14 protein-coding genes are annotated in these 16,228 nt (G+C 36.2%); 10 read left to right on the top strand and 4 right to left on the bottom strand.

Annotation, left to right across the window (positions count from 1 at the left end):
- Positions 1-415: 415 nt before the first annotated feature.
- Positions 416-868, bottom strand: a complete 453-nt coding sequence (locus DDF69_RS09535) for a cupin domain-containing protein (RefSeq protein ID WP_114820668.1) — start codon at positions 866-868, stop codon at positions 416-418.
- A gap of 199 nt (positions 869-1,067) precedes the next feature.
- On the opposite strand from DDF69_RS09535, the gene DDF69_RS09530 reads away from it, so the two are divergent.
- The 4 genes from DDF69_RS09530 (at position 1,068) to lysS (ending at position 4,472) form a co-directional block, all read left to right on the top strand.
- A complete protein-coding gene (locus tag DDF69_RS09530) occupies positions 1,068-1,286 on the top strand; it encodes a hypothetical protein (RefSeq protein ID WP_076354041.1) in 219 nt (72 codons plus the stop codon).
- Positions 1,286-1,660, top strand: coding sequence for a c-type cytochrome (locus tag DDF69_RS09525; RefSeq protein ID WP_114820582.1), 375 nt, complete (start codon positions 1,286-1,288; stop codon positions 1,658-1,660). Before DDF69_RS09530 ends, DDF69_RS09525 begins: the two co-directional genes overlap by 1 nt.
- A gap of 3 nt (positions 1,661-1,663) precedes the next feature.
- Positions 1,664-2,593 carry a 23S rRNA (adenine(1618)-N(6))-methyltransferase RlmF gene (gene rlmF, locus DDF69_RS09520; protein ID WP_114820581.1) on the top strand — a complete coding sequence of 310 codons (930 nt, stop codon included), beginning with the start codon at positions 1,664-1,666 and terminating at the stop codon, positions 2,591-2,593.
- A gap of 181 nt (positions 2,594-2,774) precedes the next feature.
- Complete coding sequence (gene lysS, locus DDF69_RS09515; protein ID WP_114820580.1) at positions 2,775-4,472, top strand: lysine--tRNA ligase; 1,698 nt, start codon at positions 2,775-2,777, stop codon at positions 4,470-4,472.
- 41 nt (positions 4,473-4,513) lie between these two features.
- Here the strand turns inward: lysS and DDF69_RS09510 are convergent, their stop codons facing one another.
- The 3 genes from DDF69_RS09510 to DDF69_RS09500 are packed head-to-tail and all read right to left on the bottom strand — an operon-like array spanning position 4,514 to position 7,381.
- Entirely contained in the window at positions 4,514-5,029 is a 516-nt protein-coding gene (locus DDF69_RS09510; protein ID WP_114820579.1) for a ClbS/DfsB family four-helix bundle protein, read from the bottom strand.
- A gap of 7 nt (positions 5,030-5,036) precedes the next feature.
- Positions 5,037-6,041: a cytochrome d ubiquinol oxidase subunit II gene (locus tag DDF69_RS09505; protein WP_114820578.1), complete on the bottom strand. Its 1,005-nt coding sequence runs from the start codon at positions 6,039-6,041 to the stop codon at positions 5,037-5,039.
- A complete protein-coding gene (locus DDF69_RS09500) occupies positions 6,038-7,381 on the bottom strand; it encodes a cytochrome ubiquinol oxidase subunit I (protein ID WP_114820577.1) in 1,344 nt (447 codons plus the stop codon). Before DDF69_RS09500 ends, DDF69_RS09505 begins: the two co-directional genes overlap by 4 nt.
- 234 nt (positions 7,382-7,615) lie before the next feature.
- Between DDF69_RS09500 and gyrB the strand changes: the two genes are divergently transcribed.
- From gyrB to DDF69_RS09470, 6 genes are all read left to right on the top strand, one after another.
- Positions 7,616-9,550 carry a DNA topoisomerase (ATP-hydrolyzing) subunit B gene (gyrB, locus tag DDF69_RS09495; protein ID WP_114820576.1) on the top strand — a complete coding sequence of 645 codons (1,935 nt, stop codon included), beginning with the start codon at positions 7,616-7,618 and terminating at the stop codon, positions 9,548-9,550.
- 81 nt (positions 9,551-9,631) lie between these two features.
- Entirely contained in the window at positions 9,632-10,054 is a 423-nt protein-coding gene (locus DDF69_RS09490) for a DUF5684 domain-containing protein (protein ID WP_034695994.1), read from the top strand.
- 401 nt (positions 10,055-10,455) lie between these two features.
- A complete protein-coding gene (locus DDF69_RS09485; RefSeq protein ID WP_114820575.1) occupies positions 10,456-12,348 on the top strand; it encodes a DUF3857 domain-containing protein in 1,893 nt (630 codons plus the stop codon).
- 2 nt (positions 12,349-12,350) lie between these two features.
- Entirely contained in the window at positions 12,351-14,285 is a 1,935-nt protein-coding gene (locus DDF69_RS09480; protein ID WP_114820574.1) for a transglutaminase-like domain-containing protein, read from the top strand.
- 93 nt (positions 14,286-14,378) lie between these two features.
- A complete protein-coding gene (locus DDF69_RS09475; RefSeq protein WP_114820667.1) occupies positions 14,379-15,203 on the top strand; it encodes an RsiV family protein in 825 nt (274 codons plus the stop codon).
- Between the two features lie 43 nt (positions 15,204-15,246).
- Complete coding sequence (locus DDF69_RS09470) at positions 15,247-16,098, top strand: diacylglycerol/lipid kinase family protein (protein WP_114820666.1); 852 nt, start codon at positions 15,247-15,249, stop codon at positions 16,096-16,098.
- Positions 16,099-16,228 lie beyond the last annotated feature (130 nt).

Below are 16,228 nucleotides of genomic sequence, written 5' to 3'. Positions count from 1 at the left end.
AGTATGATAAATACTTTGCGAATCTAGCGTTTAAAACATTTATTGTACCGGTTCTGTATAAGAATAATCTAAACGTAGAGGTTGCAAAGATGTTATTAAATGATTGTTAAAATGTCAGCAACGGCGTTCCCCTCAGCAAAATACGCTGTCATTAGCTGAACGAAGTGCCCTTGCGAACAAAAATAGAGTAGTATGATAAATACTTTGCGAATCTAGCGTTTAAAACATTTATTGTACCGGTTCTGTATAAGAATAATCTAAACGCTGGGTTCGCAAAGATGCTATTAATTAACTATAAAAGGGTCGCAACGGCGTTTCACTTAGCAAAATACACTGTCATTAGCTGAACGAAGTGCCCTTGCGAACAAAATATAGTATTATGATAATTACCTTGCGAACCCAGCGTTTAAAACATTTATTGTACCGGTTCAGACAAAGGAATATCAGGAGTTCCGCTGTAGAAAACAATTAAAGTGACTCCTTTGTCTCCCGTTTTGCCTCGATGACCCACATTCACCATTTCCGGCAGCACCTGGCCTTTGCGTATCCACTGTGTTTTGCCATCTTCTTTTCTTTCCACCTGAATTTCACCTTTTTCTACATACGCTGCATTGATCACAGGATGTTTATGCCAATTCAGTGCTGAATTGGGAGGTACAGCAATTTTAAGAACCGTGATTTCCGGCTGTGTGGCAGGATAGGCCGGATATACAGTTCCATCCCATGATTTAGTTGTTTTTAAAAGGGTCACCGATTCAATTTTATCAGAATATTCCGATTGTGGTTCGTTAGATGAATTGTCACACGAAAGAAAGAGGGAAGAGGATACAACAAAGAAAGCTGCAGCCAACCAATTTTTTTTAGTCATAAGCTTCATATTTATATTTCGGTTTTGGTTTGGATCATCCGATATACAAAAATAATAACCTATTTTAAATTTCCCTATTGATTGAATTATTTTTTATTGTCAAATTAAAACTCTGACCGCAAAAATATTTCTCAAAGAAAACATTTGTCATAAGTTTAAAACTTTATTTTTTATATTTTTGCTTCCAAATTAGAAAAAAATGAAAAAAGTATTAGCAATCGCATTTATTGGAGGTTTATTATTAGCAAGCTGCTCAAAAAAAGTAGATCATTCTTTACAGGATAGCAACACCATGCTTGAAGAACCAGAAGCAACTACTGTTGTAGATTCTACTGCTAAAACTGCTGCACCAGCTGCTGCAACTCCGGCTGCTCCTGCTCCTGAAGCTGCTAAAACAGATTCTACAGCGAAGAAATAATGAAAAAAATACTTTTAGCAGGAACTTTAGGTCTTATGATCATTTCCTGTTCTAAAAAAGAAAATACAGCAGAAGTAGCGTCTTCTTCTGAAACGACTGCTGTTTCAGAGCCTGCTCAATCTAATCTTTCCGGTGACCAGATCATGGAAACATTGGACTGTTCAGGATGCCATTCTGTTAATGAGAGAATGATAGGACCTTCTTATAAGGAAATTGCAGGAAAGTACTCTGAAAAAGATACAGAACTGCTGGCTTCCAAAATTATAGAAGGCGGAAGTGGAGTATGGGGAAGTGTGCCTATGGCTGCCCATCCACAGGTATCTAAAGAAGATGCCAAAAAAATGGTGGAATATATTTTAAGTCAGAAGAAATAAAATATGTCCGCTGAAAAATCCAGTCTGCACACAAGAAATCTGCATCGTAATCCCTATGATTTTGATCAGCTTATTTCTTGTGTGCCGGAACTGAAACACTATGTTTTCGTGAATGCTTATCAGACGGTAACCATTAATTTCAGCATTCCACAAGCAGTTAAGCTGCTCAATAAAGCCTTACTCTTACATTTCTACAACATCAAAGGCTGGGATATTCCCGATACCAATCTTTGTCCACCCATTCCCGGAAGGGCAGATTACGTCCATTATATAGCAGATCTTTTTGGCGAACAACTTAATAAAATTCCGACAGGAAATTCTGTAAAAGGCCTGGACATTGGAACAGGAGCCAACCTTGTGTACCCTTTAATCAGTCACAGATCTTATGGCTGGACGATGCTGGGAACAGATATCAATCAGGATTCTTTAAAAAATGCTCAGCATATTCTGGATCACAATGAAGATCTTTCCTCTGTAATTCAGCTAAAAAGTCAGCCTGATGCTGATCATATTTTTACCAATATCATCGGTGCGGAAGACAGGTTTACTTTCACCATGTGCAATCCTCCTTTTCATGATTCTGAAGAATCTGCCATAAAAGGGAATATCAGGAAAACAAAAAATCTTAGTAAATCAAAGAAAAGTAAACCTCTTCTTAACTTTAGTGGTCAACAGTCTGAGTTGTGGTGTGAAGGAGGCGAACTGGCATTTATTACAAAAATGATTAATGAAAGTGCATTATTTTCATCACAGGTTCTTTGGTTCACATGTCTGGTTTCTAAAAAAGATAATCTCAATAAACTGACTAACCTTTTAAAAAATGTCAAAGCCGTAGAGGTGAAAACTATTGATATGGCTCAGGGACAAAAAGTAAGCAGAATACTTGCCTGGACTTTTATTCCTCAAAAAAACAGAAAAACCTGGTTTATTTAAAGTTCAATGTTTAAGGTTTAAAGTCATAGTGCAATATTCAAATCTCGCATCCTTATACCTCGAATCCCGCAACACGTATCCGAATACCCCGCATCTCAACTACTTTTTAAAATTTCTGAAAAAAGCCATTGATGGTCAGACCAAAAATGCCTAAATTTGTACGCTTTTAGAAAAATAAGAAATGCAATTATCAGAACAAGAAATCATTAGAAGAGAAAAGCTGAATAAGCTTACTGAAATGGGGATTAATGCGTTCCCTGCGGATGAGTATACAATTACAGATACTACAGAATCTATAAAACAGGACTTTTCTGAAAGTAAACAGGTGAAGATCGCTGGTAGATTGATGTCCCGCAGAATTCAAGGAAAGGCTTCTTTTGCAGAATTGCAGGATTCTAAAGGAAAAATTCAGGTTTATTTCAACAGAGATGAGATTTGTCCGGGTGAAGATAAAGAACTATATAATGAAGTTTACAAGCACCTTTTGGATATCGGTGATATTATCGGTATCGAAGGAGAATTGTTTACCACTCAGGTAGGAGAGAAGACGGTTTTAGTGAAAAACTTTACGCTTCTTACAAAGGCTTTACGCCCTCTTCCTCAGGCAAAAACTGACGATAACGGTGTTGTACACGACGGGTTCACCGATCCGGAATTAAGATACAGACAGCGTTATGTAGATTTAACGGTAAACCCACAGGTAAAAGAAATTTTCGTGAAAAGAACAAAATTGTTCAATGCCATGAGAACATTCTTTAATGATGCCGGATATTTTGAAGTGGAAACACCAATTCTACAGTCAATTCCTGGTGGAGCAGCAGCAAAACCGTTTATCACGCATCACAATGCCTTAGATATTCCATTATATTTAAGAATTGCCAACGAATTGTATCTGAAAAGATTGATCGTAGGTGGTTTTGATGGGGTATATGAGTTCTCTAAAAACTTCAGAAATGAAGGAATGGACAGAACGCACAACCCTGAGTTTACCGCTATGGAAATCTATGTAGCGTACAAAGATTACAACTGGATGATGGATTTCACTGAGAAATTACTGGAATTCTGTGCTATTCAGGTAAACGGAACTACAACAGCTACTTTCGGAGAACACAATGTAGACTTCAAAGCTCCTTATCCAAGAGTTTCCATGACAGAAGCAATCCTTAAATTTACAGGATTCGATATTACTGGAAAAACTGAGAAAGAATTATACGATTTTGCCAAGTCTATCGGTATTGAAGTGAATGAGACAATGGGGAAAGGAAAATTAATCGATGAGATCTTCGGTGAGAAATGTGAAGGAAACTTTATTCAGCCGACTTTCATTACGGATTATCCGATCGAAATGTCTCCATTGACAAAGAAACACAGAAGCAAAGAAGGCTTAACAGAGCGTTTTGAATTAATGGTATGCGGTAAAGAAATCGCTAACGCTTATTCGGAGCTTAATGATCCTATTGATCAGAGAGAACGTTTTGAAGCACAGATGGCATTATCTGAAAGAGGAGATGATGAAGCCATGTTCATCGATCAGGACTTCTTAAGAGCGCTGGAATATGGTATGCCGCCAACTTCAGGATTAGGAATCGGTATGGACAGATTAATTATGTTCTTAACGAATAATGCCTCAATCCAGGAAGTATTATTCTTCCCTCAGATGAGACCTGAAAAAGCAGTTCCACAAATTGAATTAGGAGAGGACGAAAAAGTAATCCTTGAAATCCTTAACTCTCAGGAAGAGCCAATGGCTTTGGTAGAAGTAAAAGAAAGAAGCCAGTTATCCGGTAAAAAATGGGATAAAGCTTCTAAAACTTTGACAAAAAATAATATTGTGAAAGTAGAGAAAATTGACGAAAATCTTTTGATGAAATTGGCTTAAGATTTTTCAGAAGATCTAAATATAATATAAAAGGTACAAATCTATTTTGTACCTTTTTCTTTTTTCCATTTCCGAAGCTGTGCCCTGAAGTTTTTAAACGGAGCCACGGTATTGATATGAATCCATTTCCAGACCGGCCATTGGGCGGGAGTAGTTGCCCATTTTCTCTGTCCGGGAGTGAATAGTGTGTCATCACTAAGGTTTTCTATCCAGTTGATAATTTCATTAACCTGATTTCGCAGCAAGTCTCTTTGCTGTTGTAAACTATAAGAACCGTATTCATGATAAAAAGACTGATATAATCCTCCCAGATTATTCCATTTATATTCAGGAGTAGGAGTTTTCACTTCAATTCCTTTGCTTTCATCAGATTCCCACTGTAAAAGCAGGTGAGTCCAACCTAATTGATAGGAAATATTTTGGGACGGAGTTTTGTCAACTCCCGGTTGCGGAAGATCTTTTTCTTCTTCTTTTATATCATTAAATTCCTCATCATAGAGCAGGTATCTTTTCTTTAGCTCTTCAATAAGTTCTGTTTTGTCTTTATAAGTCTGCATATTTTACCTATTTTCTCAACTTACTGAAAGAAGCCATCAGATAAAATAAAAACGGAAGGATAAACAATGAACCCAGCATTAAAGCCCAACCTAATGCCGCAATAGTCTTTTCAGGAGCCATATGCTCAAGCAGTGAAAGATGCTGTCCGTTTCCCAATAAAATAATATCCGGATTATGCTGATACGTTGCCGCTACTAAAATCATCACCATCTGGAATCCTGCCAAAGCACGTACGGGAAGTAGTTTTTGACGGTTCATCGCTCTTAAAATAAGCAATAAAGCAATCGTAGCAAAGGCAATTGCCATAATGCCCAAAGGTTTAGAAAATACCCACATCAAAAGGGGAATGTCTGAAATATAAGCGGTCACAAATACTAAAATACCTGTAATTACCACGAAGATCATCGTCTGTTTGGATTTTCTGATCATTAATAAAAGGTCTGCCTTATCACGGGTTTCTCTTAATGAAAAGATAGAAGCAAGATAAGCACAAAGCGCTACCGTAAATAAACCTACGGAAACTCCAAACCAGTTCAGCCAGCTGAACACATACAAATCCAGAAAACCTACAGCATCAGGATTGATAGAATGTGAAACCGTAGCAGCAGCAATTAATCCCAAAAAGAAAGGGGTTAAAAGACTGGCATAATAAAAGATCTGAGTATATAAAACCTGCCAGTTATCTTTCACAGCATCATAATGCCTGAACGTAAAAGCTGTTCCTCTTGCAATAATTCCTAAAAGCATTAAGACTAAAGGAATGTGAAGATAAGTAGACATAGTGGTATAAATCTCCGGAAAGCCAACAAAAAGGATAACGATGGCAATAATCAGCCACATGTGATTGGCTTCCCAAACAGGAGCAATAGATTCATACATAATCTCATGGGTTTTATGGCGGGCTTTTTTATTGGTGAACATTTCTACAATACCTGCTCCAAAGTCAGCTCCGCCTAAAATAATATAAAGACAGATGGATAGCCAGAGAAAACCTATTACAATGTAAATCATGATTTTTTGTTTTTATCGTTAAACTGAGCATCGGTAGGATCGTAAAGCTTCGGAACCATTTGAATCTGTCTCTTTAAAAGGAAAACAAGGATTAATGATAATGATACGAAAATAGCTGTAAAGAAATAGAATGAATACTGTATTCCCGGCATTGGAGTTACTGCATCAACCGTTCTCATAATCCCATAAATAATCCAAGGCTGTCTTCCTACTTCTGTTACTGTCCATCCTGCTTCCAGCGCAATATATCCGAAAGGGGTTGCTATTAAAAACGTTTTCAGCAGCCAGTGTTTATTCAGCCATTCTTTTTTGAAGAAGAAAGCATATAAATAAATAGCTCCAATAACAATCATGACCACTCCGAAGAAAATCATGATTTGAAAAGCATAATGAACTACAGCAATCGGAGGCCATTCATCTCTGGGGAAATCCTTAAGACCTTTAACTTCAGAATTGAAGTCATTGCTCACCAGAAAACTTAAAACTTTTGGAATTTTTACCGCATATTTTACTTCTTCTTTTTCTTCATCAGGAATTCCGCCAATCACAAACGAGGCGCCTTTTTCCGTTTCAAAATGGGCTTCCATCGCAGCCAGTTTGATAGGCTGTCTTTCTGCCACCGACTTTGCAGCAACATCACCGCTTAGAGGTGCTCCGAACGCTCCAATCAAAGCAAATCCTACAGCAATTCTAAAAGCTTTGGTGTGAAATTCAACATTTCTTTTTCGCATAATCATAAAGGCGTGTACTCCAGCTACAGCAAATCCCGTGGCACAAAATGCCGCAACCGTCATGTGAAGAGCCTGTGGAAACCACGCATCATTGAACATTGCTTTGATAGGATCTATATTAAGATACTGTCCATTGATATAATCGAAACCAGTGGGAGAGTTCATCCATGAGTTGGCTGCTACCACCAGAATTCCGGAAGCCAGCCCGCTTACTCCTACAAGGAATCCACAGAACCAGTGAAACCATTTATTGAATCTTTCCCATCCGTATAAAAAGAAGCCGATAGCAATAGCCTCAATGAAAAAGGCTGTTCCTTCTAGAGAAAACGGCATTCCGAAAATAGGACCTGCATGCTTCATGAAACCAGGCCACAGAAGTCCTAACTCAAAAGAAAGCATCGTTCCTGAAACCGCACCCGTAGCAAAAAGAATAGCCACCCCTTTGCTCCATGCTTTTGTCAGTCCTTTGTATACTTCATTATTGGTCTTTAGATATTTCCAATGGGCAAAAGCCATCAGAAAAGGCATCACCATACCCACACAGGAGAATATGATATGAAAGCCCAGAGAGAGTGCCATCTGAGCGCGTGCTGCTATAAAATCATCCATAATTTCAACTTTTCAGTAAATAAATTTACGCATAAATTATTGATGTTGAATATGATTTACAACAGTTGGTATTTCACCAATACCTTTTAATTTTGAATCTTTTATTGGCTTACTTTTTCTTATGTTTTCGATAAGAAAACTCTACATTTTTTTGACACTTTTTAACTTTCATACCTCGAAAAAAATCACGATATTTGTAAGTCTTTGCATAGAGCAGGATTTTTAATATTTAATATGAGTCAAAAACAATATACAGCTAGTAGTATTCAGGCATTGGAAGGAATGGAGCACGTACGTATGCGTCCTTCAATGTACATTGGTGATGTAGGAGTCCGAGGGCTTCACCACTTGGTTTATGAAGTAGTAGATAACTCTATTGACGAGGCATTGGCAGGGTACTGCGACACGATCTTCGTTAGCATCAAGGAAGGAAACGGAATTGAGGTAAGTGATAACGGTAGAGGTATCCCGGTTGATTTCCACGAAAAAGAGCAGAAATCTGCCCTTGAAGTTGTAATGACGAAAATTGGAGCCGGAGGTAAGTTTGACAAAGACTCTTATAAGGTTTCCGGAGGTCTTCACGGGGTTGGGGTTTCGTGTGTGAATGCACTTTCCAACGAGATGATTACTACTGTTTACAGAGATGGGAATGTTTACCAGCAGATTTATTCAAGAGGAAAAGCTCAGACAGGTGTAGAGGAAATTGGTCACAGTGAAAGAAGAGGTACCAAACAGTTTTTCCAACCGGATGATACAATCTTTACAGAATTAATTTATAATTACGATACATTAGCAAGCCGTTTAAGAGAACTTTCTTATCTTAATAAAGGAATTACCATTACTTTAACGGATGAAAGAGAAAAATTAGAAGACGGATCTTTCCGTTCAGAAATTTTCCATTCAGAAGGTGGATTAAAAGAATTCGTTGCTTACATTGACGGAAACCGTGAGTCTATCATGGAGCACGTGATTTTCATGGAAGGTGAAAGAGATGATATTCCTGTAGAAGTAGCAATGCGTTACAATACATCTTTCAACGAGAATCTTCACTCTTACGTAAACAATATCAATACGCATGAAGGAGGAACTCACCTTGCAGGTTTCAGACGTGCTTTAACGAGAACCCTTAAGAAATATGCTGATGATTTAGGAATTCCACAGAAAGAGAAAGTAGAAGTTACAGGAGATGACTTCCGTGAGGGGTTAACAGCTGTAGTTTCTGTAAAAGTAATGGAACCTCAGTTCGAAGGACAGACTAAAACAAAATTAGGAAACTCTGAAGTTTCAGGGGCTGTAGATAAAATTGTAGGAGAAATGCTTACTAACTTCTTGGAAGAAAATCCTAATGAAGCTAAGCTGATCGTTCAGAAAGTTGTTTTAGCTGCAAAAGCAAGACAGGCTGCTAAGAAAGCCCGTGAAATGGTTCAGAGAAAATCTCCGATGGGAGGTTCTGGTCTTCCGGGAAAACTATCTGACTGTTCTTCAAAAGATCCTGCAGAATCAGAGATCTTCCTTGTAGAGGGAGATTCCGCAGGTGGAACAGCCAAGCAGGGAAGAGACAGACACTTCCAGGCTATCCTTCCTTTAAGAGGTAAAATCTTGAACGTAGAAAAGTCTATGCTTCATAAAGTTTATGATAATGAAGAGATCAGAAATATCTATACAGCTCTTGGGGTTTCTGTAGGTACTGAAGAAGACAGCAAAGCATTGAACATGGCTAAGCTAAGATACCACAAGATCGTAATCATGACCGATGCCGATATTGACGGATCTCACATTTCGACACTGATCCTTACTTTCTTCTTCAGATATATGAAGGAACTTATTGAAAACGGATATATCTATATTGCTCAACCTCCTTTATATCTATTAAAGAAAGGGAACAAAAAAGTATATGCTTATAACGAGAAAGAACGTGAAGAGTTTACTTTAGAAATGTCTCCGGACGGAAAAGGAGTAGAAGTACAACGTTACAAAGGTCTTGGAGAAATGAACCCTGAGCAGCTTTGGGAAACTACCCTTAATCCTGAACACAGAATTCTGAAGCAGGTAACTATTGATAATGCTGTAGAGGCTGATAGTGTTTTCTCAATGTTGATGGGAGATGAAGTTCCGCCAAGAAGAGAGTTTATCGAGAAAAATGCGAAATATGCAAAAATTGATGCATAAACCTTTTTAAAAATATAATAAAAAAGCTTCTAATTATTTAGAAGCTTTTTTTATATTTGGATAAACCAAAAAAACAATAATATGTTAACTCTTTTACAAACAGATCCTTACAACGGGGCGGATGCGGCTTCTGGAGCAGTGGCTGCAGGATTAGGGATCGGAACGATGTTCTTCGGCTTACTGTGTTATATTTTCTATGGATACTGCATGTACAAAATCTTCCAGAAAGCAGGAAGACAAGATGCCTGGGCCGCCTTTATTCCTATTTACAACACCATCGTATTGCTGGAAATTGTGAAAAAACCAATTTGGTGGATCATTCTTTTCTTTATTCCATTGGTAAATATCTATGCATGCTGGGTTGTATATGACAGACTGGCCAAAGGCTTTGCCAAAGAAACTCCTCTTTACACGATTCTGATTCTCCTTTTCGGATTTATTTTTATTCCTGTATTGGGACTTGGAAGTGATCAGTTTGATAGTAAACTGGTCCCGAATGATTAAAAAAGAAACAAAAAATTTAAAAGACTTCATTTTTGAGGTCTTTTTTTATAAATAATTTTCAACTGTAGAATTTATTGTACTTCTTCTTATTATTAATTCTACATTATTAAAATCACCTGAATTGTAATTTATTTTAAATTTGAAATGCAGATAATATGAAGTTTATTCCTTCATGCCACAGAATAGATACTCCCTTCTCCCAATATAGAATGAGTATAAATATTCTGTTTTTAACTTTTCAAAATTGAATGATGAAAAGTTGATAATGTGTTCATTTTCTTATAAGTACGTCTAATAAAGTACTTTTTTAAGTAACAGGTTAAGGCTTCACATGTTGAAGCCTTTTATATTTTTTTTAACAGTTATTAAGATTTTATTATTTTTGTGCCATCTTAATAACTATGATGAAAATATTAGTCCTGGGGGCTTTATCTACTGCCTCATTATATTTCGCACAGAGCTATCCTGCCTCTGCCATTCCTGAGAATTTAAAGAAAAATGCTAACGTTGTTATACGAAAAAAATTTACAACGGTTCAGATCAACAAAGTTGATGAAATAAAATACCAATATAATACTGTGACTACAGTTTTAAATAAAGATGGTGATGAACGGGCTGTAGCGTATATACCTTATGATAAAGCAAAAAGTATTTCTAACATAAAAGTTACGATTTATGATGAAGCCGGAAAAAAGGTTAAGAGCTTTTCAAAGTCGGATTTTAAAGATTTTGCCAATAATCCGCAGGGAGTTTTCTATTCCGATAACAGAATTCTGGTATTTTCTTACACATCAGTTCAGTATCCTTATACTGTTGATTTTTCTTATGAAAGTGAAGATAAGAATACGATCTTTATTCAGGATTTTGTACCGTTTTACTCTATTAAAATGTCCTTGGAGGAGGCTCAGTTCAAAATCATTAATACATCAGGAATTGAACTTCGTACTAAGGTATACCCTTCAAAGTATAACTATGCGTCTGTTGTAGAAAGCGGAAGTGAAAATGATAAGACCTATTCCTATAAAAATGTACCTGCCATTGATGATGCTTTTATGATTCCAGAGCCTGTTAAAATATTACCTTCAGTAAATTTTGCTCTGACAAAATTTAACCTGGCAGGAAAACAAGGGATTTTAAATAACTGGACGGATTTTGGAACCTGGTATTATAAAGATCTGATAGAACCTGTTTCAGTATCTACTCCAGCTATTAAAGCTGAAGTTGCATCTTTACAATTACAGGGTTCTGTGGAAGATAAAGTAAAGAAAATTTATCAGTACATGCAGAACAAAACCCGATATATCGCTGTAGGATTAGGAATTGGAGGCTGGCTTCCCATGCAGCCGGATGAAGTCCACAAAAAAGGATATGGAGACTGTAAAGCATTAACGAATTATATGAGAATTCTATTGAACGAAGCTGGAATTCCATCTAAATACTGTGTGATCAATTCCAGTTCCTCACAGGTTTCTTTTGATCCTGAATTTCCTTCTATGGGCGGAAATCACGCTATTCTGATGATCCCGACTGAAAAAGGAAATATCTGGCTTGAAAATACCTCTCAGCAAATAGCCTTTAATCATTTAAGCTATAATACCACAGATAGGAATGCGCTTGCTGTAACTCCGAAGGGAATAGAACTTATCAATACGCCAGTTTATAAAGCTGAACAGAATAAAGAAAAACAGATCCTGCGGGTTAACCTTAATGAGGATAACAGCATTATCGGGACTGGAAATTTTTCCTATACGGGAAATCAATATGATTATAATTTGAGGTTTGCCAGTCTTGATCCCAAGGAAAAAAATGATGCGGTAAAAGAGAGATTTAAGGTATTAAACTTTGAAAAGGTAGAGATGAAAAACTTTAATAATGACAGAGATAATGCCATTATTACCTATGACCTTGATTTTAAAACCAATAATTTCTCTAAAAAAGCAGGAAACAGCCTTCTCTTCAGATCGGTGCCTATTTTTAGTGATACTGTCTTTAAAAATGATGAAAACCGTGAGCTTCCTTTTGAAGTAGGCATGTCTTATGAGGATGAATATGAAATTGCCTTTGTTCTTCCCTTAGGATATAAAGTTGATGAAACTCCGGATAACGCAAGCATTACTTCCGAGTTCGGATCTTATAAGCTAAGCTTTGTTAAAAGTGATGATCAGGTAAAAGTGATCAGAAAAATACAGATTAATAAAGGGCTGTATCCAAAAGAAAAGTACAATGACTATATCAGTTTCAGAAAAAAGATTCTGAATATGGATAATTCAAAAATTTTAATAACAAAAATATAACCATGAAAAAAATAATAGTATTCCTTCTTTGCTCAGCCAGCACAATACTGGTAAATGCTCAGAAGAAATATGAATTTCTGAATCCTCCGAAATTTAATGATGCAGATTTGTCTAAAACCAAATCATTACTGGATGATAATGCTCCTGCAGAGATCTTGTATAAATCTGCTTATTTTATGATCGATAACAATACCGGTAATCTGCATAAAAGATATTTTTACAGAGTTAAGATTTATGATAAAGATAAAGCTGAAGATTGGCTGAATCTCGAAATTCCTATCTATAATATCGGTTCAAACAGGGAATCACTAGGTAAATTCAAGGCTTTTACCTATAATCTTGAAAATGGAAATTCTGTTCCTGTAAAAGTAGAAAAGAGTTCTCAATATAAAAGTAAAGAGAATAAATATGTTACTCTCACAAAATTTGCATTTCCAGGTGTGAAAAACGGGTCAATCCTGGAATATCAATATGAAATTATTTCTCCGTTCAGATTTATGATTCCTGAAGTATTGATAGAATCCGACACTCCTTCTCTGAATACAGAATACGTTTTTGATACACCCATTAATATGTCATATAACGTAAATTATACAGGGGGAATTACTCCAAAGTACAGAGAGATGGAGGAAAGATACCTGTATGGTTCACAATACAGAACCTACAGATTTGCTTATGAAAATCTGAAAGGTTTTAAAACTGAAAAATTTGTAAGAAATGACAGAAACTTCAGAACAAAAATCAGTGCTGAGCTGAATTCTACAAATTTCGGAGAGCTTAAGCTGTATTCTTCCTCATGGGATCAGATTGGGAAGAGATTGTATGAAAGTGAAGATTTTGGAGGAGAAATGAAAAAAGCAAAACTGGCAAAAGAAAATTTGCCGGCAGGAATTTCAGAAATGAAAACGGATCTTGAAAAGGCAAATGCTATTTTTTCCTACGTTCAAAAGACCTTTACCTGGAATAAAGATAAAGGAATTTACACAGAAGATGGCATCAGGAAACTGTTGGAAACTAAAGTTGGGAACGCTGCAGAAATCAATCTTTTTCTTGTGATGATGCTTCGCGAAGCAGGTCTTAAAGCTGATCCGTTGGTAATTTCTACAGTGGAAAACGGGTTAATCAACCTGGTTTCGCCTAATATTTCCAATATGAATTTTGTATTAGCCGCTATCAGTATTGATGACCAGCTGCATATCTATGATGCCACCTCAAAACAATCTTCTCTGGATGAAATTCCTCTTAAAAACTGGAATCAGTATGGAATTTTAGTCACCAAAGGCAAAACTCTTCTGATTCAAATGGCTAATGTGAAGTCGAGTAATACTTTCCTTACGGTCAATGGTAAAATTAATGATGATGGAAGTATTTCAGGAACTTACTCAGACAGAGATACCGGAGCTTACGCAATGTATGTAAAGGACAGCTATGACGATAATGCCGAGAAATATAAAAAACAGTATAAAGAAAACTTCTCCATGGACTTTACGGATATCGATTCAAAAGTGCTGGAAAATGGAGACTTTGAAAGCAGTATGAAATTCTCTTCTCCCAACCTGATTGACAGAGTAGGAAAGAAAATGATCATTAATCCTATGCTGTTCTTAAACAAAAGTTCCAATGAATTTGATCAGACGGAAGTAAGACAGTATCCTATCGATTTTGGATCACCGATCACAAAAGTAAAAAAAGTAACTCTTGAAATTCCGGAAGGTTATATGATTGAGGAAATGCCTAAAGAAAAAAAGATTGTTACAGAAGATAAAGAAATAGAATACACCTATTCTATCGTACAAAAAGAAAATAAGCTGGAGGTAACGACCACTACAAAAATTAACAGCTCAGATTATCCGAAAGAATATTACCCTGCATTCAAACAAATCTGGGGCGTGGCTTCGAAATTTGAAAATCAGGTCATAAGTCTTGTAAAAAAGTAATATTTAACATGATTTAAATAAAAAAAAAATTTTTTTCAGAAACCATTCATCTTTTGAATGGTTTTTGTATTTGATACCAAAAAAATGAGAATTATGAAAAATACGATTGCTGTTATAGCATTATCTTCTTTCTTAGCAGTGACTGCCTGTAAAAAAAATGAAACGGCAGGATCAGCAGAAAAAACTGAGAAAAAAGCCGCTGAAGAATTTGTAGTAGACTCTGTGAAGGTCAATGACTCTACAAAAATTACTGATTCGTTAAAAGTGAGCTATACTTCAAAGCTTCTGGTTTTCCCTACTTTAAAAGATAAAAAACTGTTAGACAGCATCTATTTCCAGAATGAAAAGATTAAAGACTTTTCCAAAGCCGGTCTTCAGGCTTATCTGGATAATGAAAAAAACAATTATTTCAATTCTGTAAAAAATGATAATAAAGACTGGGTTTCAGACGTTACGTATGCTCAAAACTGGTATTCAAGCTCACACATGAACCTCATTTCCAACACCAACGGTTATATGCATATCCAATATGTAGGAAGCGGATATGAAGGTGGGGCACATGATAATTACGGATTTTCCGAAAGGGTTTTTGATCTGAAAAACAGCAAAAAATTAGAATTGAAAGACATTACTTCAATGCCTAAAAATAAAATTGAAGCCATTCTGATGAAAAATATTGATAAAATGAATAGTGGTACGATGGATGGTGACGGAGAAGTGAAGAACTCAGAAATGCTTTTAGTGGATAAAATTCCGGCATCTGATAACTTTTATTTTGATGATAAAAACCTGTATTTTCACTACAGTCCCTATGAAATAGCTGCGTTTGCTGCCGGAGATATTACCATTCCTGTTTCATGGGAAGACCTGAAAGGCACATTAAATGCAGAATTTAAAGAAAGAATGAAAATTAAGTAAATTAATGCTTCCAGTTCTGGAAGCATTTTTTAATTTTGTGGTAATGGACAAAGTAGCTTTTATTATCAATCCTTTTTCGGCCAAAAAAAACTATCAGCCGTTTTTAAATGAACTTAAAACAAAGGTTAATAACCCATTGTATTATGTGTCGGAATCTATTCCAGGAACAGATGAATTTATTCAGTCCCATTTTGAAGAAGTAGATATTTTTGTGGCCATCGGAGGGGATGGTACTATTTCTACAGTAGCCAAAAATCTGATTTATACCGATAAAATTCTGGCCATTTTTCCGGCAGGTTCGGGAAATGGATTTTCCAATGAAACACAATTCAGTAAAAATCTGGATGAACTTTTAGAAAAAATAAAAGCCAAAAACTGCAGAAAGATCGATACTTTCACGGTAAATGACAGGCTTTCCATCAATGTTTCGGGAACGGGATTTGACGGTAAAGTGGTTAAAGAATTTGAAAAAACAAGCCGTGGCTTTAAAAATTATATCAAAGTTTCCCTGAAAACCTTTTTCAATTACAAACCCATTAAGGTGAAATTTTTCGATGAAGAATATCAACAGTACAACGGAAGGTATCTGATGATGAACATTGCCAATACCCGCCAGTTTGGTAACAATGCTTATATTGCTCCGAAAGCCAGTAAAAGTGATGGATTGGTTGACATGGTTTTGGTAAAAAAGTTTCCACTGACGTATTCTGCACTCTTTGCTTTCCGAATGTTTACCAAAAGACTGAAAGATGATGAATATGTAACCTATCTTCCGGTCTCTGAAATATCGTTTAAGGTCAATACCAAAAACTGGCATCTGGATGGTGAATTCAATAAGATCAAATCACCGGTTCATGTTAAAGTTCAACCTGCGAGTTTGAGTATTTTGATTTAAAGTTTTAGATTACGGGGTGCGGGTTTTTTGTTTCGGGTTTACTAATTGCTGGTTGTTTGGTTTCGAGTTACGTGTTACACACAACATTAAACCTTAAACCTTAAACCTTGAATCTTGAATCTTGAACCTT

This window comes from Chryseobacterium sp. KLBC 52 (genome assembly GCF_003347605.1).
In the GTDB taxonomy this organism is placed as follows: Bacteria; Bacteroidota; Bacteroidia; order Flavobacteriales; family Weeksellaceae; genus Chryseobacterium.
Note: the sequence above shows the minus strand (reverse complement) of the source record. Positions and strands in the feature narration are given on the sequence as shown.

Excerpts from the sequence above, each read along its gene's own strand:
- DDF69_RS09535 (WP_114820668.1), bottom strand. The coding sequence starts at position 868 with ATGACTAAAAAAAATTGGTTGGCTGCAGCTTTCTTTGTTGTATCCTCT.
- DDF69_RS09530 (WP_076354041.1), top strand. The coding sequence starts at position 1,068 with ATGAAAAAAGTATTAGCAATCGCATTTATTGGAGGTTTATTATTAGCA.
- DDF69_RS09525 (WP_114820582.1), top strand. The coding sequence starts at position 1,286 with ATGAAAAAAATACTTTTAGCAGGAACTTTAGGTCTTATGATCATTTCC.
- rlmF (WP_114820581.1), top strand. The coding sequence starts at position 1,664 with ATGTCCGCTGAAAAATCCAGTCTGCACACAAGAAATCTGCATCGTAAT.
- lysS (WP_114820580.1), top strand. The coding sequence starts at position 2,775 with ATGCAATTATCAGAACAAGAAATCATTAGAAGAGAAAAGCTGAATAAG.
- DDF69_RS09510 (WP_114820579.1), bottom strand. The coding sequence starts at position 5,029 with ATGCAGACTTATAAAGACAAAACAGAACTTATTGAAGAGCTAAAGAAA.
- DDF69_RS09505 (WP_114820578.1), bottom strand. The coding sequence starts at position 6,041 with ATGATTTACATTGTAATAGGTTTTCTCTGGCTATCCATCTGTCTTTAT.
- DDF69_RS09500 (WP_114820577.1), bottom strand. The coding sequence starts at position 7,381 with ATGGATGATTTTATAGCAGCACGCGCTCAGATGGCACTCTCTCTGGGC.
- gyrB (WP_114820576.1), top strand. The coding sequence starts at position 7,616 with ATGAGTCAAAAACAATATACAGCTAGTAGTATTCAGGCATTGGAAGGA.
- DDF69_RS09490 (WP_034695994.1), top strand. The coding sequence starts at position 9,632 with ATGTTAACTCTTTTACAAACAGATCCTTACAACGGGGCGGATGCGGCT.
- DDF69_RS09485 (WP_114820575.1), top strand. The coding sequence starts at position 10,456 with ATGATGAAAATATTAGTCCTGGGGGCTTTATCTACTGCCTCATTATAT.
- DDF69_RS09480 (WP_114820574.1), top strand. The coding sequence starts at position 12,351 with ATGAAAAAAATAATAGTATTCCTTCTTTGCTCAGCCAGCACAATACTG.
- DDF69_RS09475 (WP_114820667.1), top strand. The coding sequence starts at position 14,379 with ATGAAAAATACGATTGCTGTTATAGCATTATCTTCTTTCTTAGCAGTG.
- DDF69_RS09470 (WP_114820666.1), top strand. The coding sequence starts at position 15,247 with ATGGACAAAGTAGCTTTTATTATCAATCCTTTTTCGGCCAAAAAAAAC.